This window comes from Chryseobacterium sp. SIMBA_038 (assembly GCF_046535115.1).
Classification (GTDB): Bacteria; Bacteroidota; Bacteroidia; order Flavobacteriales; family Weeksellaceae; genus Chryseobacterium.
This window is the reverse complement of record NZ_JAWRXH010000002.1, coordinates 530,168-550,720: the sequence shown is the minus strand read 5'-3', so window position 1 is coordinate 550,720 and position 20,553 is coordinate 530,168. Positions and strand designations below refer to the sequence as shown.

Annotated in this window: 22 protein-coding genes; 8 read left to right on the top strand and 14 right to left on the bottom strand. The window is 34.1% G+C overall.

Translation table 11 applies throughout. The features are described 5' to 3' along the window. Positions 1 to 6: 6 nt before the first annotated feature. The 3 genes from SB689_RS08700 to SB689_RS08690 form a co-directional block, all read right to left on the bottom strand. A complete protein-coding gene (locus SB689_RS08700; RefSeq protein ID WP_410691729.1) occupies positions 7 to 453 on the bottom strand; it encodes a DinB family protein in 447 nt (148 codons plus the stop codon). Between the two features lie 3 nt (positions 454 to 456). Then, complete coding sequence (locus SB689_RS08695) at positions 457 to 1,290, bottom strand: DUF6438 domain-containing protein (protein WP_410691727.1); 834 nt, start codon at positions 1,288 to 1,290, stop codon at positions 457 to 459. Between the two features lie 145 nt (positions 1,291 to 1,435). Continuing rightward, positions 1,436 to 3,232 carry a DUF885 domain-containing protein gene (locus SB689_RS08690; RefSeq protein WP_410691726.1) on the bottom strand — a complete coding sequence of 599 codons (1,797 nt, stop codon included), beginning with the start codon at positions 3,230 to 3,232 and terminating at the stop codon, positions 1,436 to 1,438. A gap of 170 nt (positions 3,233 to 3,402) precedes the next feature. On the opposite strand from SB689_RS08690, the gene SB689_RS08685 reads away from it, so the two are divergent. From SB689_RS08685 to SB689_RS08670, 4 genes are all read left to right on the top strand, one after another. Then, positions 3,403 to 3,864, top strand: a complete 462-nt coding sequence (locus SB689_RS08685) for a hypothetical protein (protein ID WP_410691724.1) — start codon at positions 3,403 to 3,405, stop codon at positions 3,862 to 3,864. A 175-nt stretch (positions 3,865 to 4,039) separates the two neighbouring features. Then, on the top strand, positions 4,040 to 4,744 hold the full coding sequence (locus tag SB689_RS08680; RefSeq protein WP_066753902.1) for a MotA/TolQ/ExbB proton channel family protein: 705 nt from the start codon (positions 4,040 to 4,042) through the stop codon (positions 4,742 to 4,744). 10 nt (positions 4,745 to 4,754) lie between these two features. Further along, positions 4,755 to 5,153, top strand: a complete 399-nt coding sequence (locus SB689_RS08675; protein WP_410691722.1) for an ExbD/TolR family protein — start codon at positions 4,755 to 4,757, stop codon at positions 5,151 to 5,153. Positions 5,154 to 5,187: 34 nt separating this feature from the next. After that, entirely contained in the window at positions 5,188 to 6,075 is an 888-nt protein-coding gene (locus SB689_RS08670) for a ferric siderophore ABC transporter substrate-binding protein (RefSeq protein WP_410691721.1), read from the top strand. Positions 6,076 to 6,090: 15 nt separating this feature from the next. Here the strand turns inward: SB689_RS08670 and SB689_RS08665 are convergent, their stop codons facing one another. The 9 genes from SB689_RS08665 to SB689_RS08625 form a co-directional block, all read right to left on the bottom strand. After that, on the bottom strand, positions 6,091 to 6,483 hold the full coding sequence (locus SB689_RS08665; protein WP_410691720.1) for a hypothetical protein: 393 nt from the start codon (positions 6,481 to 6,483) through the stop codon (positions 6,091 to 6,093). Between the two features lie 549 nt (positions 6,484 to 7,032). Further along, complete coding sequence (locus SB689_RS08660; protein ID WP_410691719.1) at positions 7,033 to 8,436, bottom strand: nucleoside recognition domain-containing protein; 1,404 nt, start codon at positions 8,434 to 8,436, stop codon at positions 7,033 to 7,035. Between the two features lie 191 nt (positions 8,437 to 8,627). Further along, complete coding sequence (locus SB689_RS08655) at positions 8,628 to 9,140, bottom strand: DUF6973 domain-containing protein (protein ID WP_410691718.1); 513 nt, start codon at positions 9,138 to 9,140, stop codon at positions 8,628 to 8,630. 54 nt (positions 9,141 to 9,194) lie between these two features. After that, positions 9,195 to 10,049 (bottom strand): acetyl-CoA carboxylase, carboxyltransferase subunit beta, encoded by an 855-nt coding sequence (gene accD / locus SB689_RS08650; protein ID WP_066753890.1) that lies wholly within the window; start codon positions 10,047 to 10,049, stop codon positions 9,195 to 9,197. 92 nt (positions 10,050 to 10,141) lie between these two features. Continuing rightward, positions 10,142 to 11,212 carry a class II fructose-bisphosphate aldolase gene (gene fbaA, locus SB689_RS08645; RefSeq protein WP_072410144.1) on the bottom strand — a complete coding sequence of 357 codons (1,071 nt, stop codon included), beginning with the start codon at positions 11,210 to 11,212 and terminating at the stop codon, positions 10,142 to 10,144. A 70-nt stretch (positions 11,213 to 11,282) separates the two neighbouring features. Beyond that, complete coding sequence (locus SB689_RS08640; RefSeq protein WP_410691717.1) at positions 11,283 to 12,149, bottom strand: NAD kinase; 867 nt, start codon at positions 12,147 to 12,149, stop codon at positions 11,283 to 11,285. A 2-nt stretch (positions 12,150 to 12,151) separates the two neighbouring features. Beyond that, entirely contained in the window at positions 12,152 to 12,727 is a 576-nt protein-coding gene (locus tag SB689_RS08635; RefSeq protein WP_410691716.1) for a CBS domain-containing protein, read from the bottom strand. A gap of 260 nt (positions 12,728 to 12,987) precedes the next feature. After that, entirely contained in the window at positions 12,988 to 13,518 is a 531-nt protein-coding gene (locus SB689_RS08630) for an RNA methyltransferase (RefSeq protein ID WP_410691715.1), read from the bottom strand. Between the two features lie 4 nt (positions 13,519 to 13,522). Continuing rightward, entirely contained in the window at positions 13,523 to 14,143 is a 621-nt protein-coding gene (locus tag SB689_RS08625; protein WP_410691714.1) for a toxin-antitoxin system YwqK family antitoxin, read from the bottom strand. 55 nt (positions 14,144 to 14,198) lie between these two features. On the opposite strand from SB689_RS08625, the gene SB689_RS08620 reads away from it, so the two are divergent. Then, positions 14,199 to 14,798, top strand: coding sequence for a hypothetical protein (locus SB689_RS08620; protein ID WP_410691712.1), 600 nt, complete (start codon positions 14,199 to 14,201; stop codon positions 14,796 to 14,798). Positions 14,799 to 14,809: 11 nt separating this feature from the next. On the opposite strand, the gene SB689_RS08615 is transcribed toward SB689_RS08620, so the two are convergent. Further along, positions 14,810 to 15,691 (bottom strand): bestrophin family protein, encoded by an 882-nt coding sequence (locus SB689_RS08615; RefSeq protein WP_410691711.1) that lies wholly within the window; start codon positions 15,689 to 15,691, stop codon positions 14,810 to 14,812. Between the two features lie 225 nt (positions 15,692 to 15,916). On the opposite strand from SB689_RS08615, the gene SB689_RS08610 reads away from it, so the two are divergent. The 3 genes from SB689_RS08610 (at position 15,917) to mutS (ending at position 20,031) form a co-directional block, all read left to right on the top strand. After that, positions 15,917 to 16,792, top strand: coding sequence for a cupin-like domain-containing protein (locus tag SB689_RS08610; RefSeq protein ID WP_410691710.1), 876 nt, complete (start codon positions 15,917 to 15,919; stop codon positions 16,790 to 16,792). Positions 16,793 to 16,984: 192 nt separating this feature from the next. Beyond that, positions 16,985 to 17,278, top strand: coding sequence for a hypothetical protein (locus tag SB689_RS08605; RefSeq protein WP_410691709.1), 294 nt, complete (start codon positions 16,985 to 16,987; stop codon positions 17,276 to 17,278). 155 nt (positions 17,279 to 17,433) lie between these two features. Then, positions 17,434 to 20,031 (top strand): DNA mismatch repair protein MutS, encoded by a 2,598-nt coding sequence (gene mutS, locus SB689_RS08600; protein ID WP_410691708.1) that lies wholly within the window; start codon positions 17,434 to 17,436, stop codon positions 20,029 to 20,031. A 32-nt stretch (positions 20,032 to 20,063) separates the two neighbouring features. On the opposite strand, the gene SB689_RS08595 is transcribed toward mutS, so the two are convergent. Further along, on the bottom strand, positions 20,064 to 20,495 hold the full coding sequence (locus SB689_RS08595) for an energy transducer TonB (RefSeq protein WP_410691707.1): 432 nt from the start codon (positions 20,493 to 20,495) through the stop codon (positions 20,064 to 20,066). Between the last annotated feature and the right edge of the window lie 58 nt (positions 20,496 to 20,553).

Here is a 20,553-nt window from a genome sequence, read left to right as displayed (position 1 = left end):
ATATTTTTAGTTGTCAAGCAATCTTCTGTGATAATTTATTTGGCCTACATGATAACTCAAATGACCAAATAAATGAATCAGAAAATATTCAGTTGTCATTTTATACCCTAAAGGTTCAATAGGATATTCTTTTTCCAGATCATTTTCATTAAGCTGATCGAGTGTTTTGATGACAATATCTAAAGTTCCTTCAACTTTTTCAATTAACTCAATTCGTGGAATATCTTTTAACGAAAACTCAAGTTCTCTGTTTCTCACATAACCTGAATTTCCCAGTATTGCTCCAAAGAAATGATTAAGATTTCCTACCAAGTGAAGACAAAGGTTTCCTGCAGAATTGGCAATGTTTTCATCTATTTTCCACATTGAATCTTCGTTTTGATAAGCTTCAATTTCTGTTTTTAATTTATTGAAATCTCTTGTGTAAAGAGATTTTAGGCTTTCTGTTATCATTTTTTATAGTTTTGTCCATTCTTGATTTGCTTTCAAATCAATTAACTTATCATAAAGCTTTCGTAGTCCTCTTGTACCCATGCCTCCGTAATCTGTTATGCTTTTTACTTCTAAATTGTCATAAGTTACTTTAAGACGTGTAGTTGCAGCGTCAGAATAACCAACTTCGTATTCATCTGCAAGATTTTCAAAATCAATATAATTCAGTAAATCTACGATTTCTTTAAATTTTTCCTGTGAAAGTTTTGATGTGTAAACACCTGCTCTTAAAAGGCCATCATCTTTGGTAACCCACGTTATGTCTCTGTTGGATACTATTTCCATTTCTAAAACATATCTATTCCAGTGTGAGCCTGAAGTTCTAAATTCTATTTCTAAAATATTGTGTCTTTTGGGATTTATATTTTCTTCAATAAATCCACCAAACTTATAAATGAGATTTTCTTTAATCAAATTGCTTAAATATCCTTGTCTGCTTAGAATTTTTACACTGCGATATTCTATTTTATTATCTTTTACTGAAGAAAATGAACATTGCTCATAAAGTTTTCCTTTACTAATATTTTTAGATTCAAAATGATCTCCTTTGTCTAAAATATATATTGTTTTATGCCCTTCTGATGTACTGCCGGTTACCAAAAGATCTGTAAGTCCATTGTTGTCAAAATCTGCTTTTCCCCAGTTTTGTTTTAAATTAAGACTATCAGCAATTACTTTACAGTACCAATCATAACTTATTTTATCTTCAACATTTAAGTAATTATTTATTTTATTTTGATCATTTTGAATAAATTCTTCGATGTCTTTTGCTGAGGTTAACGAATCTATTTTATTCAATTTTTTACTATTTTGGCAATAGAAAAATGAAAAACAAAAGAAGACTAGTAGAAATGAAAAACTCTTTATCATGATTTGTGCTTATAAAATAAAAAGACGGAGCTTCGATGATTGCTCCGTCTAAATTATATAAATTTTTGAAATATTACTTCTGCTTCTTTGCCCAAAGCTCCATTTTTCTGTTCAAGACATCCAAAGGAAGACAACCCTGACTCAAAACTTCATCATGAAATTTTGCCAAGCTGAATTTGTTTCCAAGCTGTTTTTGATATTGATCTCTCAATTCGCGAATTCTCAACGAACCAATTTTATATCCTAAAGCTTGTCCCGGCATTGCCATATATCTCTCAACTTCTGCGGTTGCGCCTGCTTCATCGTAAGAAATATTGCTTAGGAAATATTTGATAGCTTGTTCTCTCGACATTTTTCCGGTGTGAATTCCAGTGTCAACAACCAATCTTACAGCTCTCAACATCTGATCGCTTAAATAACCCATTTTCTGATAAGGATCTGTGTACAATCCGAATTCCGGTCCTAACGTTTCACAATAATGCGCCCAGCCTTCACCGTAAGCTCCAAACCATCCGAACCTCATGAACTTCGGTAATTTCGTGTTTTCCTGTTGCAGAGAAACCTGATAATGGTGTCCCGGAATCGCTTCGTGTAAGAAAAGCGATTCCATTCCTGAAGTTACATTGAATTTGGATGGATCCGGAAGTGGAACATAAAAAATTCCCGGTCTTTTTCCGTCTGGCGTTCCTTGAATATATTCTGCGCTTGCACTTGCTTCTCTGAATTTTTCAGTCTGTCTGATCTCAAATTTTGTTTTCGGAGTTACGCTGAACATCGTTTTCAGCTTTGGAGTTATTTTAGCTAAAATTCCGTTGAATCCGGCTAAAACTTCCTTAGAAGTCTTGTAAGGCATCGCTTTTGGATCCGTTTTTACAAAATTGATGAATTCCTCCAACGTTCCTGAAAAACCGATTTGTTGTTTTACTTTTTCCATTTCGGCGCGAAGCATTGCAACTTGTTGAAGTCCAATTTTATTGATGTCTTCCGGAGATTTATTGGTTGTCGTCCAGCTTTTTACATAATAAGCATAAATGTCGCTTCCTTTCGGTAGGCTGTTGTAACCGTCTGTATCTCTTCCTTTTGGCAGGTATTCTGTTTCTAAAAATTTGCCCATTTTTGTATAAGCAGGAATTATTTTTTTAGAAATAGCATCCTGATATAATTTTGTGAATTTATCTTTTTGAGCCTGAGTGAAATCTTTCGGAAATTTTTCAATAGGTCCGTAGAAAATATTTTTTTCGAAATCAGGAGTAGTGATTTCTTCGGCTTTCATCTGAGGAATCATTTTTACGATCAGTTTTTTAGGCAAAACGACTTTATTATTGATTCCTTCTCTGAAATTTTCAATCGCGGCATCCATCCATAATGGGAACTTGTCCATTCTTTTCAACCAATCTTCATAATCTTTTTCGGTTTTAAAAGGCTGACTTCCTTCTCCGCTTCCGTACAAGGGAAAATTTAATGGTAATCCCCCAAATTGAGTAAAAGGAATGTATTCCGGATGATAAGCGTAGGCTTCAGTTTTATCTTTTAAGGTATAATCCAAAACATCATACACAACTTTATCATCATCAGAAAGACTTTTATAATCTACCTGATCCAATTGTTTTTGAACTGAATTATAAAAAGCTACTTCTCCGGAAATGAAGTCTTTATCGATGTTGATAGGAAGTTGATCATTATATCTGAGATCTCCCTGTGACGTAGCTTCCAACGGATATAATTTTAGATATTGCTCATAATAATTTGAAGCAATAGAATCTATATTTGTCGGAGTAACTTTCGTTAAAGGAGAATCGGATTTTTTACATGAAATTAAGCTTACTGCCAAGCCTAAACCTAAAATACTTTTCGATAAAATGTTTTTCATTTTCAGAATCTTTATGAAAACAAAAGTAAGTATTATTGAAATAAACCGATTATTAATAAACTGGATTTTTAGAAAAATAATTTTCAAAATATTTTCCACTTTCAATCTATTTTTTATCTTTGCTGAAAACGTTTAACAATCATATTATTACAGCTCTTTTTTAAGAAATAATGAAAGGGATTTTAAAAATTTACCATCCGGACGAAACGCTAACATACAATATTAGAAATACTTATTGCAAGGCGGTTTACAGTAACCAAGAACATTTTCTTGAGGTTGAAATAATCACGGATGACAGCTTAGATCATGTAGATGATGATTCTTTACACTACAATTTTCCACAGCTTTCGCTTAATATTTTCGATTTTCCTATCGAAACAGCGGAAATAGAGGGAAAAAGTATTAAAATCAATGATTCTGATGAGGAAACCTACACAGAAGTAGATCTTTTCGACGATGAAGAGGCTTTTATCTATGATAATGAGCTTCAATTCGACAAAAACGAAGAAGACGTGCTTCAGGTAATCTGGAAAGGAACCATTGATGATTTCTACACAGGATCGGACACACCGATTCCTTTTAGACTCAAATGCGAATTTAAACAAGATGAGATTGTAGTAGACGAAGATTAATTAATCTTCTCTTCAATAGTTTTATAATCGAATTTCTTTTCAAATGTTTTTTGGAGAGAAATTTGCTGTTGATAAAAAATAACAAAATTTAAGGTGTTTTTAAGCATTTTTTAAGACATCAATTAATAATATTCAACTACTTTTGTCGTTAAAACCTTTATAAATACTAATATTAATGCTGCTAACGGAACTTACTCAGATTTTATTTGCGCAAATAACTGCACCAGCAGTTGCAACAGACGATTTAGAATTTTCATTTTGGAAGATTATGTTCCACGGTGGAGCTTTCGCTAAAATAGTAATGTTTACCGTATTGGCGCTTGGTGTGTTTTCGGTATATCTGTTTTTTGAAAGATTTTTCTTTATTAAAAGACTGACTTCAAAAACAGATTCCAATTTCATGGATAATATTGAAGATTTTATTAAAGAAGGCAAAATAGAATCTGCAGCAGATTACTGTAAAAGACAGAATTCTCCTGAAGGAAGGATTTTAGAAAAGGGAATCTCAAGATTGGGGCGCCCTGTTTCAGACATTGTAAGCGCAATGGAATCTCAGGCTCAGGTAGAAGTGGCGAATATGGAGAAAAACCTTAACCTTTTGGCGGTTGTACCAAGTATTGCTCCAATGTTAGGGCTTTTGGGAACGGTTATCGGGATGATCATTGCATTCTTTAACCTATCTCACGCATCAGGATCTTTCTCTCCGAAAACTTTATCTGAAGGTATTTATACAGCTTTGGGACAGACTGCGGTTGGTCTTGCGGTGGCAATTCCGGCTAACTTTTTCTACAATATTCTTTTAACAAGAATTGATAAATTTGTATTGAAAGCTCAGAATATGTCTGGCGAATTTTTAGATCTTATCAATAAACCTTTATAAATCTTTCCAGATGAAAATTCAGAGAAGAAATAAAGCGAATCCCGAATTCAGTTTGGCAGCGATGACCGATGTTATCTTGCTGATGCTGATATTTTTTATGATTACTTCGTCGGCAGCCAATCAAAGCGCTATTGAGGTTAATTTGCCGAAAGCGGGAGCAGTAGAAGATAATATTCCAAATCCTCTGGTGGTAAGTATTAAACCGGATGGATCTTATTTTGTAGACGATAGTCCTGTTACAAAAGATCAATTGGAGCCGGTGATTGTCAGTAAATTAACGAATCAAACCAACAAGTCTTTTACAATTCGTGCAGACGAAAACACAATGCATAAAGATGTTGTTTTTGTAATGGAAATTGCTGAAAAGAATAAATTCAATATTGCCATTGCGACGGTTAAAGATAAATAATAACTCCGAAAATATCGGGAAGGATCATTTTAAAATGAGAAGTTATACAGTGAACAAAGACGAGCAAAACAGAGACAGGATAAAGAGTGCGATACTTTCTATCCTTATTTGGTCTGCGATCCTGCTTTTTGTTTTTCTTTATAAATTAAAACCAGAACTGGATAAAAAGCCTGATGAAGTTGTTACAACAATGCTCGTCAACTTTGGAGACAACAGAAACGGGAAAGGCATTGAAGAACCTGCTGAACAAGAAGGAAGTTTAGCCGCTGCGACAGAAGTTGTAACTCCGGAACCTGTAGAAACTCTTGTTCCTGAAACTAAAACTGTTGTAAAACCAGAACCACAGCCTGAAACGAAGAAAGCTGAAGCTAAGGATAAAGTAATTACAGGAAATAATTCAAAACTTACGGTTCCTAAAAAAGAAGAATCAAAAAAATCTGATAAAAAAGCAGCAACAAGTACATCTGCCTCTAAAAATACTAAAAAATCAGGCGCCACAACCGCCAACTCCAAAACTGGAAATGGTGATGGAAAAGGAAATGCCGCCATCGGAAATTTAATTAAAGGAAGAGGAACCAAAGCGGGAAATCAAGGAACGGGAGAAGGAATCGGAAATGCAGGAGATCCTTTAGGTGGCGATGGAAATGGTGATAGTAAAGTCGGAATTGACAGAAAATTAATCGGATATATTCCCGGAACAATGGGAAGAGGAGGATCACAACCAACCAATAGTTGTACGGCAAGTGGAACAATCACAATTGCATATACCGTAGATAAAGCAGGGAATGTGGTCTCTGCAAGACGATCAGGAGGAACATCAGATTCCTGTATTTCTTCTACAGCAGTATCTTGGGTTAAGAAGTATGTGAAAGCCGAAAAAGCAAGTACATCCTCCACCGGAACTTATAAAATTACATTCTAAAAATACAAAAGCACTTTATTCAAGTGCTTTTTTTATTTCGCTGATTCTATTGATAACCGGAAGTGCAAAAATTCCGCTGGTTTGAAGATATAGTTCGTAAAACGTTTTTGCTTTGTCTAAAAAGTCATTGTTTTTTTGTCCTCTGCCTGTAAAATAGAAAAGATTCCCCAGCATTTCGTAATAATCTTTGTGGTCTCTTTCCTGTCTTTCATTGACGATTTCTATGATTTCTTCTTTTGATTTTGCTGAAAGTGTAGCAAAATCAAACTTGAAAATATCTCTCATTAAAGTCTCGAAATCTAATTCTTTTTGCATTAAACTTTCCTCAGGTTTGTCTAAAATCAGTTTTTCTAATGCTTGAGTTAACTGACGTATGAGTCTTAATGTGAATTCTTTATCTGTGATCATAATTTTTTATTTATATATTATTAATGATTTTTTATTTAAAAAATAGAATAGGCATGAAAGCTCCGATTGTAAAAACAATTAAACTATAGCCAAAATCAATTCGGTCAGATTTTCTGTTCTCTATTTTACTGTATCGATGATTTATAGACTTGGTTATGAGTAAAGGTATTGGCTCTTTCTTATAAATCCATTTAAAAACGAAACGAGTGATTTGTAAGAATATAAAAATTAAAAAAGGTAAAATAGAGGATGTAAAATCTTCTTGTACTATTAGATATGATATACAAGTTACCAACCAGAATAATGAAAAATAAATATTCCTAAATTTTTCTGATAATGGAGTTGAAATTGGCACCCACCAAAGAGCTATAAAAATTATTGAACCCATTATTTTTATAATTTCTAAATGGATTTGATTAAATTTTAAAGAGTAAATTATAATTTCTATGAGCAGAATTAAGCTAAGTGAAATTATTTCATATAAGCTCAACGGTTTTAGAAAGAATCCAAATTTTGTATTTTTCAACTTAAGGGTTTTAATTAATATACTTAAGCGAAAAACAAATAAGCCAAAGCAATCGCAGTAATGACACCCACTAAATCCGCCAAAAGCATAGCAATTACCGTGTATCTCGTATTCTTCACGGCTACGGCTCCAAAATAAACTGCAATCACATAAAAGGTCGTATCTGAGCTTCCCTGAAGAACTGCTGCTAACTTCCCTTGGAAACTATCTGCACCGAAAGTTGTCATCGTATCAACCATCATTCCCCGGGCTCCGGAACCGGATAAAGGTTTGATTAATGCGGTTGGAAGTCCGTCAACAAAACGAGGATCAAAATTAGCAGTGTACGCTACCCATTTCATTCCATCGATGATGACATCAAAAACGCCGGAAGTTCTTAGAAGAGAAATTGCAATCAACATTCCCACTAAATAGGGGATGATCTTTACACAGGTCGTAAAACCTTCTTTTGCCCCTTCAATAAAAGCATCAAAAACATTAATTTTTTTATAAAGAGCACCAAGCACAATTCCTAAGAATATAAAAAGTATTAATCCGTTGCTTAAAACTTTGCTAAACGTATCTAATTCGCCTTTACTTAATTGAACAAGGTACACCACCAAAAGTCCAATGATCGCTGAAATTCCACCTACATAAGCGATAACTACGGGGCGAAGAAGATTTATTTTCTGATACAAAGAAACAATAATCATGGCTGCTAACGTGGCTGCAAATGTTGCAATCATACACGGAAGGAAAATATCCGTTGGTGTTTTAGAACCCATAGAAGCTCTAATTGCGATAATAGAAACAGGAATCAAAGTCATTCCTCCAGCATGAAGGCATAAGAACATGATCTGTGAATTACTCGCGGTATCTTTATTTGGATTTAAAGTTTGCAGACTTTCCATGGCTTTTAAACCAAATGGGGTAGCGGCATTATCCAACCCTAAAAGATTAGCACTGAAATTCATCAACATATGCCCAAAAGCAGGGTGGTTTTTCGGTATTTCTGGAAATAATTTTGAAAAGAATGGTTGAATTAATCGGCTTAAAAGATTGATTCCTCCAGCTTTTTCTGCGATACTCATGAATCCCATAAATAAGGTCATGATCCCGATCAAACCGATGCAGATTTTTACGGCAGTTTCAGAGGTTCCGATAACGCCATCCGATTCCTGAACACGATATACTTTTACATCTTGTTTCAGAGAATCTGTTTTGTAATGAATTCTGCTTTCTGCAAAATTCTGTTTTTTCATCAAACTGTCTCGGACAATAGGAGAGAGCGTATTCATTTTCTGAGTTGCTATCTGCACCGTATCACCGCCTTTTCCAACAACCATATCATTGAAAATGGTTTTGTAATGACTTGATGACATATACTTTATGCTTGCGATAGCAATGGCAACGATAATAAAAGCCGACCAAATTCTGCTGAGAACCATTTGATTAAATTATAATTTGAGAAAAGATAATAAATTTAATGTAAAACTATTTAAACTTTTATTTTTTTTGAACCATTAAGATTGAATAAGGAGTTAAGGGTATTAAGATTTAGCTTTAAAAATCAGAATGATTAACCTTAACTCAGCTTAAAATCTTAATAAGACTTAATGGTTTAAATTTTTTTGAAAAACTACTTTTCGTCAAGATAGACTAAGTGTCCCGCAAAATCATCATCCAGATTTTTCAAAACTTTTGCGTCTTTCATTTTATCAATTAAAGCATCAATAAAAAACCCTTTTTCAAAAAACTGGCGGTGAATTCCGGGTAACAATTCCATGAAATAATCCATTCCGATTTTGTTGTTGTGAAGATCCATTTTGGTTTCCAACGGTTTATTGGGGAATAATTCTTCGTGCATATCGGTTATTCTTTTGCAGAAATCCAATGCTTTTTCAGGCGAAGAAATCTTGCTGCAGTACATCAGGATAAAAGCACACCAAAGTGAGTGTCTGAAAGCATTTCCTATTCCATTATTGGAAGCTGTATCGGGAAAACGTTTCTGAGCGATAGTAAAAGCCTGCATGGTAGCATAAAAGCTTAATAAAGAAAAAAGAGGATGGGGTAGAACAAGCGATAAAAGGCGCATGATCTTTTTAAAGCTCATACTTCGGATCGTATTGAAAAATATTTTAAAAGTCCTCATAAATAAAAATCTCTCCCCAATTAGAGAGAGATTGTATTGTATTTGTTACAAATTTTAAGCATGTACTGCTAATAAATTTACTGTCTTAGCTACTACTTCTTTAATTTCAGTTCTTTTTACGATGAAATCAACGAATCCTTTTTCCTGCAAGAATTCAGAAGTTTGGAAACCTTCCGGTAAGTCTCTACCGATGGTCTCACGGATAACTCTTGGTCCTGCAAAGCCGATTAAAGCTTTAGGTTCAGCCATAATAATGTCTGCCGTCATTGCGAAAGAAGCTGTAATTCCTCCAAAAGTAGGGTCGCAAAGGTATGCGATGTATAAAAGTCCTGCCTCTGAAAGTTGAGCCAATTTAGCCTGTACTTTAGCCAATTGCATCAAAGAATAAGTTGCTTCCTGCATTCTTGCTCCTCCTGACTGACAAATGATCATATAAGGAAGTTTGTTGGCGATACAGTAATCAATTGCTCTTCTGATCTTTTCACCCATTACAGAACCTAATGATCCTCCAATAAAAGCGAAATCCATACAAGAAACTACCATTTTAGTTCCGTTTACAGTTCCTACACCATTTCTGATGGAATCTGTAAGCTTTGTTTTTGCTCTTACCTCTTTTAAACGATCTGCGTAAGGCTTTGTATCTTTGAAGTTTAGGATGTCTATACTTTCAACATTAGCATCTAGTTCAGTGAATTTACCTTCGTCAAAAAGGATATCAAAAAATTCTGCACTTCCTATTCTTACATGAAATCCGTCTTCAGGAGAAACATAATTGTTTTTCTTCAGTTCGTCATGCTCTACTACTTTTCCTGACGGAGTTTGGTGCCAAAGACCTTTGGGAACATCCTTTTTTTCATCAGTAGAGGTCGTAATGTTTTTTGCTTTTCTTTTAAACCAGTCGAATGCCATATCTATATAATTGATGTATGATAAATGCTAAAAGATGAAATGAAAGCGGTTAAAAATCACTTGCCACTCATCTTTTAGCATTTATTTATAATTTATTTAAGCGTATTTACGTTATTTAAGTCTTCAAACGCTTTAACCAATCTTGTAGAGAAAGTTTCTTCACCTTTTCTTACCCAAGCTCTTGGATCATAGAATTTTTTGTTAGGTTTTTCTTCTCCTTCTGGGTTTCCGATTTGAGCTCTTAGATAATCGATATTATTAACCATGTAATCTCTAATTCCTTCTGTGTAAGCGAATTGAAGATCTGTATCGATGTTCATTTTAATCACACCATAATCGATAGCTTCTCTGATCTCTTCTAAAGTAGATCCAGAACCTCCGTGGAATACGAAATTCACAGGTTTTTTACCCGTTCCGAATTTCTCTTCAACAAATTTCTGAGAGTTGTCAAGGATTTTTGGTGTAAGAACCACATTTCCTGGCTTATAAACTCCGTGTACGTTACCGAATGCTGCTGCAATCGTAAAGTTATCAGAAACAGCTTTTAATTTTTCGTAAGTATAAGCGATATCTTCAGGTTGAGTATATAATTTAGAATTGTCAACATCAGAGTTATCTACACCGTCTTCTTCACCTCCTGTAACACCGATCTCAACTTCTAAAGTCATCTGCATTTTAGCCATCCTTTCGAAATACTTAACAGAGATTTCTAGGTTTTCTTCTAAAGATTCTTCAGAAAGATCCAACATGTGAGAAGAGTAAAGAGATTTACCTGTCTGCTTGTAAAATTCTTCACTAGCATCCAATAATCCGTCGATCCAAGGCAATAATTTTTTTGCACAGTGGTCAGTATGTAAAATTACAGTTGCTCCGTAAGCTTCTGCAAGAGTGTGAATATGTCTAGCTCCGGCAATAGATCCTAAAATAGCAGCCTTCTGACCGTCATTGCTTAATCCTTTTCCTGCGTTAAAAGCAGCTCCACCGTTAGAAAACTGAATGATAACAGGAGAGTTTAATTTTGCTGCAGTTTCCATAACAGCATTTACATTACTAGAACCAATTACGTTTACTGCAGGTAATGCATATTTGTTTTCTTTAGCATGCTGAAAAATATCAGTAACTAATTGACCTGTGGCAACTCCTGCCGGGAAAATTCTGCTCATGTTTTACTTTTTATATAAATTATTAGGTGTTTCTAAAATTCCTGTAAAGGTAAGAATTTTTGATAAATTGTTAATTTCTTTTATCGCGCCCCCAAAGTAGTTTCTGGCGGATGGTTTCATAGAAGCTCAGATCATTAGGCTGTACCAAAAGTATCTGGAAACTTGCCTTTTTAATAATGATCTCCTGATCTGTTTCTATATGGATTAATCTTGAATCTAAAGAAAGCGAATATTGAGGCACTCGGCTTTCAACTTTGAATTTTATTTCTACTCTGTCATTAACCACTAAAGGTCTCACATTCAGATTATGAGGAGCGATAGGAGTGATGACGAAGTTTTCGTTATTGGGAGAAATGATGGGTCCGCCACAGCTTAAAGAATAAGCAGTAGAACCTGTTGGGGTAGAAACGATAACGCCGTCTCCCCAGAATACATTTAAAAATTCATCATTAATATATGAATCAACCGTAACCATGGATGTTGTTTCTTTTCTGGAAACGGTAACATCATTTAAAGCATATGGAAAAAACTCGTCTGATCTTGGTGAAACGACTTCAATAACAGCACGACGGCTCGTTTTTACATCTCCTTTTAAGATGGCATCCAATTCTTTGAAGGCTTCTTCTTTGGTAAAACTTGCCAAAAATCCTAATCTTCCGGTATTTACACCTACAATTGGGATTTCAAGATCTTCAATGAAAGTTAAAGAGTTTACAATTGTTCCATCTCCACCGAAAGTGAAGAAAAGATCAACTTCTTTATCAATAAGATCCTGTTTATTATTAAAGGTCTCAAATATTTTTGAAAACTGAAGCGCTTCCGCCATTACCTCGTATAAAACAGATTTTACACCTCTGCTTTCAAGTTCTGAAACAAATTTGCTTAAATATAAAAAAGTATCAAGATCTTTTTTCTGAGAATATATGGCTGCCTTCATGTTTAAATTTCTATGAATTTTTGTAAAAACCCGAACCTGTCTTTAAACAGATCAGATTTTTCGTCAGAATAGAATTTTTCTACAATTCTATAATCATAACGGTCAAAAGTTGCGTCTATCGAGCCCAGATTTTCATTGCTGATCTTTATCGTCACGTGAATCACTTCATCAGACATAAAACTAATGAATCCGCCATAAAATTTAGAGTTGTTGCTCTCAATAATATTGGCAATTTCAGTCATTGAATATCTTCTGGCGGGGGTTTCAATCGTAAGGATAGCTCCTAGTTCCGAAAACAGCGGATATTTAGACAAATCCTGGAAAATGTCTTCACAGCTGATGTATCCCAAATACTTTTCACTTTTATTGATAACCGGAATTATGTTGGCATTGAAAGTGTAAAACAAACGAATGCTGTCCATGATATTGTTATCTTCAAGGATCGCAAAACGCTCGATCTGATGTTCCAGATCTTTCAGGGTTCCTTCTTCTTCATAAAGGAAATCCTGTGCAATTGCTCCGTAAAAGTGATGGGATTTTTTAACGAAAATATGAGAATATCCAAAGTCCTCTAACATGTTTCTTGCTGATTCTATTGAGTCAGTCAAGCTAAAACACGGGAAATCTTTTGAGATATAGTCCTTGATAAACATTGTGCTAATTTATAAAAAATTAAACGAAACTTTTTCTGAAAACCTATATTTTTTTTAGGAAAAATAAAAAAACCAATTTTAAAATTTGTTCGCGCCGAAAAAAAAAGTATCTTTGTCGCCTTTCATTTTTACTTTTTATTAGATTTATTTCAAACTGCACTGTCTTTTAGACACATGCAGTTTTTTTATTTTAAGGCCTTTGTGAACTCCCACATCACGATTCCTCCACATACGCTTACATTTAAAGAATGCTTTGTTCCTAACTGCGGAATCTCTAAAAATGTATCAATATTTTCTAATGCTTCATCGCTAATACCTTCAACTTCATTTCCAAGAATTAAAGCATATTTCTTTGACTTATCGATCGTAAAATCTGTAATCATCTGGCTGTTTGAGGTTTGTTCAATACCAATGATTTCAAATCCTTTACTTTTCAGATCGCTGATTGTTACGTTAATATCACTTTCATGGCTCCAGTCAACGCTTTCTGTTGCGCCTAATGCCGCTTTGTGAATCTCGCGGTGAGGCGGTTGTGGAGTGATCCCGCACAGAATAATCTTTTCAATTAAAAAAGCATCTGCCGTTCTGAAGGTAGCACCCACATTGTGCATACTTCTTATATTATCTAAAACGATGATCAAAGGAATTTTCTCAACCTTCTTGAATGTTTCTACATCTATTCTGTTAAGTTCTTCCAGTTTTAATTTGTGTACCAATGTATTATTTTGTTGAAATTAATTTTCCTTCTTTGTAAACTTCCGTTTTTTCGATGCTTCCGTCTTCGCGATAATGAACCCTGTTGCCGTCTCTTTTATCATTTACGAACTCCGTTTCTCTCTGGATTTTTCCTGATGGATAAAGTGCCTTCCATTTCCCGATTGCAAGACCGTTTTGATAATAACCAACCTGTTTTACCGACTTCCCATCATCATGAAAAAGTTTACTTTCGCCGTCTAATTTACCAAATTTATAATTAGAAACTTCAATCACAGCGCCTGAAGTTGAATAAAAAGTTGCAGTAGAACTATTATCGTAAACGTTTTTATCCCCATTTCTAAAGACTTCTTTCGAGGTTAAAACGCCGTTTTTATCGTAATAATCCCATTCTTTTACTTTATACCCTTTTTTATATTCTCCTTTGGCCTGCGTTTTTCCATTTTCGAAATAAAAAATAGCATCACCTTCTAATTTTCCTTTTTTCCAGTCGGCAACTTCTTTTACCTGCCCGTTTTCGTAGAACTGCTTGCAGTTTCCTTCCTGTAGACCGTCCTTAAATCCGCATGGCTTTTGTGCTAATGCAAAAGATGTTGTTGAAAATAGTAACAGAAAAATGTATTTCATAGAATTTTTTATTTCAAAAATAGCAAAATACTTATATTTGACTAAAAAATATACTATGAAAAATGTTTCAGTTGTTATGATGTTGCTCTTTGGTTTTATTTTTTCAAAGGCTCAAAATACCTATTATCCTCAAGCTTTTTTTGATAAAAAATTGGCTCAACAAATGATTGGCTTTGGAAATTCTACGCTTGAAGGTGTGGCTTCAACCAAACAAAAGAATAATTGGGGAATCAAACCTTTGCTTGGAGAAAAACATTATGCTCCGAAAGGAACTGTGGTAATGCTTTTTCCTGTAACACTTTATTTTGAAGAGTTTTACAGCATGAGAAAAAAGTATGAGAACAAAAAAACGACAGTTTATATGTCTGAAGAAGCTTTTAAGTATAGAATAGAGGCTTTAACCGACGATCACGGCAGATTTAAATTCGAAAAACTTAAGCCCGGAAAATATTATCTTGAAACAATTGTCAATTTTACAGCAACTGCAAGTTATCAGCAACAAACAGGGCAGTCGGACGCGTACAATGCTTATGGAGGATATTTATACTCCACACCAATATATCAGACGTTTTTCTACGGATATTCTTCCGGAAACCGAGAAAGCAAGTTTGTAGAAATAAAACAAGACGGCGAACTAAAAGAAATCAATCTGTAAAAGGTTGATTTTTATTTTTTTAACCCCATAATTTGATGAACATTCTTCTCGATATTCTGTGCTAAAGTTTCCATTGGAATATCATTTTCATCATTATTAAAAGGATCTTCAATTTCTTCTGCAATCATTTCCAGACTCATCAAAACATAATAAACAAAAACCGTCAACGGAACCATGAAAAGTCCGATATTAATGACATAAGCAATCGGCAGAGCAAAAACATAAAGAATGATAAACTTTTTGATAAACGAAGAATAAGAGTAAGGAATCGGAGTGTTTTTAATTCTTTCACAGCCTCCACAAACATCCAGAAAACCTGAAAGTTGAGTGTCTAAATACAACATCTCAATCTCAGATATTTTTCCTTCTTTTTTTAACTGACCTAATTTATGCGTTAAAAGAATGACGATTTCACTTGGGCCGTGGTGTTTTAATGATTTTTCAATTTCAGAATAATCTTCATCCAATGCCAATCTCGTGGATTCTTTAGAAAGATGTTTGGCTAAAAAGTGAGGATAAAACTTTAAATATCTTGCGATTTGCTCAGCATCTTTTCTGTCATCAATTAAAATGTTATTGATTTTTACTGCGAAATTTCGGGTATCATTTACCAATTTCCCCCAAAGCTTTCTTCCTTCCCACCATCTGTCGTACGCTGTATTTGTCCTGAAAACCAATAATAAAGAAAGTACAAAACCTAATAACGAATGAATCATTCCTACATTGCTGACTCCTGATTTTGAAGTAAGATGAAAATATTCCACTTCTAAATATTGAATTCCCCACGAATACAATCCAACAAGAATCATACTCGGGAAAAGGATTTTCAATGTATCACTTTTATGTAAACTGAAAAGGATTTTAAGGAAATGTTTGGTGTTGTAGGCTCTCATAAATTAGGTTAGTCTTACAAAGATAAAATTTTCGCTTCATTTTCCTTTTACGTGAAACTTAAAATTAGTTTAAAGAAATAGAGAATTTAATTTCCTACAGATTTACACATGTGTTTGAAAATAATTTTATGATCTGTGTAAATCTGTGGGAAATAATTTAATTCCAAAATTTTTCTAAATTTCAAAAAAACACTATTTTTATTTCGCATTAAATCAAGAAACAAAATGATCCTCGAAAACGTAGATGTTGTTAACGATATCAGTAAAGAAGATTTTCAGAAAAATTATTTCAAAAAGCATAAACCTCTCTTAATTAAAAATTTTGCGAGCCGTTGGGATGCTTTCGACAAATGGAATTTTGATTTTATCCGTGAAAAAGCAGGTGAACAAGACGTTCCCCTGTATGATAACAAACCCGCCGACGCTTCCAAAAGTACAGACGCTCCCGTCACACACATGAAGATGAAGGATTATATTGATACCATAAAAAGTAAACCGTCAGATCTGCGTATTTTCTTTTATATCATCACCGACAGGCTTCCGGAATTATTGAAGAATTTCACGTATCCTGATCTTGGAATGAAGTTTTTCAAAAGACTTCCAACCCTGTTTTTCGGTGGAAGTGATGCTCATGTTTTAATGCATTATGATGTAGATCTTGGTGATTTTCTTCATATTCATTTTGAAGGAAAGAAGAGGATTTTATTATTTGACCAAAAACAATCTCCTTTTTTATATAAAGTTCCGTTGTCGGTTCATACGATCTATGATGTAGATTATGAGAACCCTGATTACGAAAAATTTCCTGCTTTGAAATATGCAAAAGGCTTTGAAATTTTCATGGAACATGGTGATGCGCTTTTCATTCCTGGTGCGTTTTGGCATTTCAACAGATATTTGGAGCCCGGATTTTCAATGTCACTTCGGGCACTTCCTAATAAACCGAAAGTTGTTGCGAATATGCTGTATCATGTTTTCATTATGAGATATACGGACAAATTAATGCGGAAAATTTTTAAAGCTAAATGGGTGAATTACAAACAGAAATGGGCGTATGAAAAAAGTACGGAAGCTTTAGAGAATCATTTAAATAATAGATGATTTTTTATTTCCCACGGATTTCACGGATTTACACAGATGATTGCGTATATTTCTTTACTAGCAGAGGTTTTATCAAATAATATATTTAACAATTAAAATATAGCGAAGGTTATGAAATTAATTTATCTAAGTTTATTTTTTACATTTTCAATTTCTTTTTTTTATTGTCAAAGTTCTTATACACCTGCAAAAATGTATAAAGTACTTCCTACATTTACAAAATCAAAGCTGGTCTTACAAAGTGAAATTTCGTCCTTAGTTTCTACTGATAAATGCAGATACTTAACAAAAGGAAGAAGTTATGTTGCTCCTGCTGGGATATTTGCGAAAAATGATTTAAAAAATGCAGCAAAAGGAATTGATGAATGGGTACAATTAGATAAAGGAAATACATATGTTCTTACAAATTACAAATGGATATCAATGGATAATTCAGGCTCAACACAATTAAACGTAGATTTTGATACGCTATATTGTAATGAGTAAATTTCAAATAGAGTATTTGTTTTAATTATTAAAAAAATATACTTAATCATCTGTGTAAATCTGTGGGAGAAAAAATTATTTTAAATTATTAAGCATTTTAATCCTTCTATTTTATTTCATACTTTTACCATCCTAATTTTTTAAGAAAGATTTTAATGGCAAAGGCGACGAAAGAAAAGAAAGAAACCCCCTTAATGACTCAATATAACACCATCAAGGCGAAATATCCTGATGCGCTTTTGTTATTTCGAGTGGGAGATTTCTATGAAACTTTCGGGCAGGATGCCGTTAGGACTTCCCAGATTTTGGGTATTGTTTTAACCAAAAGAGCGAATGGAGACGGTCATATAGAATTGGCTGGATTTCCACATCATTCTGTAGATTCTTATCTTCCAAAGTTGGTGAGAGCTGGTCTTCGTGTTGCAATCTGCGACCAATTGGAAGATCCTAAAACCGTAAAAGGAATTGTAAAAAGAGGAGTGACCGAATTGGTGACGCCTGGAGTTACCTTCAATGACCAGGTTTTAAACTCGAAAAAGAATAATTTCCTGCTTTCTCTTCATAAAGAAAAAGAGAAGTACGGAATTGCTTTGGTTGATGTTTCAACAGGTGAGTTTTTGGTTAGTGAAGGAAATCTAGATAAAATACTTCATATTGTCAATACTTTTGACCCTAGTGAGATTATTTATCAGAGAAGTGTTCAGCTTCCGGAGCAGCTTAAAAACAAAAGTGCTTTCAAGCTTGAAGATTGGGCGTATCAATATAATTTTGGCTACGAAAAACTGACGAATCATTTTAAAACCAATTCTTTAAAAGGTTTTGGTGTTGAAAATTCTCAGTTAGCAATTACCGCTGCAGGCGCAATTTTTGCTTATTTAGTTGAAGATACGCATCATAATTTATTAGCTCACATTACAAAAATTCAGGTGATTCCTCAGGAAGATTTCTTGATGATGGATAATTTCACGCTAAGAAATCTGGAAATTGTCTATCCAAGCAATCCACAAGGGAAATCATTATTAGATATTATCGATAAAACGTCAACTCCAATGGGAGGGAGATTGTTGAGAAGAAGAATTATTCTTCCATTAAAATCTGTCTACGAAATTGGTAGAAGACTTTCTTTAATTGATTTTTTAAACGAAAATGATCATCTGAAATACGAAATTTCCCAATTATTAAAGGCTATTTCCGATTTAGATCGATTAATGGGAAAACTGGCTGCCGAAAAAATATCGCCTAGAGAATTAGGACATTTGCGGCAGAGCTTAATTAATATTCATAAAATTAAGGCATTACTTCATCCTCACGCTGATGTTTTGGCTTGGCTTGAACCTTTGTCTGATTTAGATGAATTAATTAAATCGTTACAAAATTCTCTTAATGAAGAACTTCCGGTAAGTTTGGCGAAAGGAAATGTGATTAAAAATGGTATTTCTGAAGAGCTGGATATGTTGAGAGGACTTCAAAGTAAAGGTCGTGGTTTCCTTGATGATATGTGTCAGCGAGAAATCGAAAGAACGGGAATTACTAGCCTTAAAATAGATTTTAATAATGTTTTCGGATATTATATTGAGGTTCGAAATACCCATAAAGATAAAGTTCCGAGTGATTGGCTGAGAAAGCAAACGCTGGTAAATGCTGAACGTTATATCACAGAAGAATTAAAAGAATACGAAAGTCAGATTCTTGGTGCTGAGGATAAAATAGGTGTTTTGGAGAATCAATTATACAGAAATGTTTGCTCTGAAACGATGGTTTATATGGATCAGATTCAGGAGAATTCGAACATTATTGCGCAATTGGATGTTGCCGTTGGTTTATCTGAATTGGCTGTTTCTGAGAGTTATACAAAACCTGTTTTAACGGATAGTTTTTCAATTGATTTAAAGGAGGCAAGACATCCGATTATTGAAAATGCGCTTCCTTTAGGAGAAAAATATATTCCGAATGATATTTATTTAGATAAAGATTCTCAGCAGATTATCATGGTTACGGGACCGAACATGGCCGGTAAATCTGCGATTCTTCGTCAGACTGCGATTGTTTGTCTTTTAGCACAAATCGGAAGTTTTGTTCCGGCAAAACATGCTGAAATTGGAGTTTTAGATAAAATTTTTACGAGAGTAGGGGCGACAGATAATATTTCTGCAGGTGAATCAACTTTCATGGTTGAAATGAACGAAGCCGCTAATATTTTGAACAATATTTCAGACCGAAGTTTAATTTTATTAGACGAAATCGGTCGTGGAACTTCAACTTATGATGGGGTTTCCATTGCGTGGGCGATCGCGGAATATCTTCATCAACATCCGACTCAGGCTAAAACTTTATTCGCAACGCATTATCATGAATTAAATGAAATGACTGTGAATTTTGAGCGTGTAAAAAACTTCCACGTTTCTATTCAGGAGAACAAAGGAAGTATTATTTTTCTGAGAAAGCTGATTCCTGGTGGAAGTGAGCACAGTTTCGGTATTCATGTTGCGAAATTGGCGGGCATGCCTTCAAAAGTGGTTAACAGAGCCAATGAAATCCTCAAAACATTGGAAGCAAGTCGCGGACAGGGGACTGGCGCATCTGAAACCATCAAAAGAGTAACAGAAGAAAATATGCAGCTTTCATTCTTCCAATTGGATGATCCTGTGTTAGAAAATATCCGTGAAGAACTGACGAAAATTGATATTAATACCTTGACGCCGATTGAAGCTTTAATGAAGCTGAATTCTATTAAAAAGATGATTGGGAAATAACCATTTAACTTTAAAATATTAATAATAAAGTCCTAATATTTCTTCAACGATAAAGGAAAAGTATAAAGATAACGCACGGGTTCATTATTTACTGTTGCGGGTTTCCATTTTACAAACATTCTTCTGATGGCTATTTCTGCTGCTTCTGAGTGTTTTTTATCATCCCCGGTTGCGGTGACATATCGCACATATCCGTTTTTTTCAACGATAAAATATACTCTTGTGTTGATTTTATTGGTTTTTACATCAATAATATCCATGTTTTCTGCAAATTTTCTGTGAAAAGCTTCCATTCCTCCCGGAAACTCAGGAGCCTTGTCTGCTTTTGTTACCACATCATCCATTTTCATTTTTGATTTTAAAAATGTATAATCTGTAATTGGAGCATCGGTCTTAACATCAGTTTTTTGCCCAAATACGGTGATGCTTAAAAATGATATTAAAAAGAAGAATAATTTTTTCATAGCGAAAGAATTTTGTTAAAATTTTTAATGATTTTAACCTAAGCAAAAAGAGAGCCTA

What these genes read in the sequence shown, in the direction of transcription:
- SB689_RS08700 (WP_410691729.1), bottom strand. Translation starts at nt 453, where the DNA reads ATGATAACAGAAAGCCTAAAATCTCTTTACACAAGAGATTTCAATAAA.
- SB689_RS08690 (WP_410691726.1), bottom strand. Translation starts at nt 3,232, where the DNA reads ATGAAAAACATTTTATCGAAAAGTATTTTAGGTTTAGGCTTGGCAGTA.
- SB689_RS08685 (WP_410691724.1), top strand. Translation starts at nt 3,403, where the DNA reads ATGAAAGGGATTTTAAAAATTTACCATCCGGACGAAACGCTAACATAC.
- SB689_RS08680 (WP_066753902.1), top strand. Translation starts at nt 4,040, where the DNA reads ATGCTGCTAACGGAACTTACTCAGATTTTATTTGCGCAAATAACTGCA.
- SB689_RS08675 (WP_410691722.1), top strand. Translation starts at nt 4,755, where the DNA reads ATGAAAATTCAGAGAAGAAATAAAGCGAATCCCGAATTCAGTTTGGCA.
- SB689_RS08670 (WP_410691721.1), top strand. Translation starts at nt 5,188, where the DNA reads ATGAGAAGTTATACAGTGAACAAAGACGAGCAAAACAGAGACAGGATA.
- SB689_RS08665 (WP_410691720.1), bottom strand. Translation starts at nt 6,483, where the DNA reads ATGATCACAGATAAAGAATTCACATTAAGACTCATACGTCAGTTAACT.
- SB689_RS08660 (WP_410691719.1), bottom strand. Translation starts at nt 8,436, where the DNA reads ATGGTTCTCAGCAGAATTTGGTCGGCTTTTATTATCGTTGCCATTGCT.
- SB689_RS08655 (WP_410691718.1), bottom strand. Translation starts at nt 9,140, where the DNA reads ATGAGGACTTTTAAAATATTTTTCAATACGATCCGAAGTATGAGCTTT.
- accD (WP_066753890.1), bottom strand. Translation starts at nt 10,049, where the DNA reads ATGGCATTCGACTGGTTTAAAAGAAAAGCAAAAAACATTACGACCTCT.
- fbaA (WP_072410144.1), bottom strand. Translation starts at nt 11,212, where the DNA reads ATGAGCAGAATTTTCCCGGCAGGAGTTGCCACAGGTCAATTAGTTACT.
- SB689_RS08640 (WP_410691717.1), bottom strand. Translation starts at nt 12,149, where the DNA reads ATGAAGGCAGCCATATATTCTCAGAAAAAAGATCTTGATACTTTTTTA.
- SB689_RS08635 (WP_410691716.1), bottom strand. Translation starts at nt 12,727, where the DNA reads ATGTTAGAGGACTTTGGATATTCTCATATTTTCGTTAAAAAATCCCAT.
- SB689_RS08625 (WP_410691714.1), bottom strand. Translation starts at nt 14,143, where the DNA reads ATGAAATACATTTTTCTGTTACTATTTTCAACAACATCTTTTGCATTA.
- SB689_RS08620 (WP_410691712.1), top strand. Translation starts at nt 14,199, where the DNA reads ATGAAAAATGTTTCAGTTGTTATGATGTTGCTCTTTGGTTTTATTTTT.
- SB689_RS08615 (WP_410691711.1), bottom strand. Translation starts at nt 15,691, where the DNA reads ATGAGAGCCTACAACACCAAACATTTCCTTAAAATCCTTTTCAGTTTA.
- SB689_RS08610 (WP_410691710.1), top strand. Translation starts at nt 15,917, where the DNA reads ATGATCCTCGAAAACGTAGATGTTGTTAACGATATCAGTAAAGAAGAT.
- SB689_RS08605 (WP_410691709.1), top strand. Translation starts at nt 16,985, where the DNA reads ATGTATAAAGTACTTCCTACATTTACAAAATCAAAGCTGGTCTTACAA.
- mutS (WP_410691708.1), top strand. Translation starts at nt 17,434, where the DNA reads ATGGCAAAGGCGACGAAAGAAAAGAAAGAAACCCCCTTAATGACTCAA.
- SB689_RS08595 (WP_410691707.1), bottom strand. Translation starts at nt 20,495, where the DNA reads ATGAAAAAATTATTCTTCTTTTTAATATCATTTTTAAGCATCACCGTA.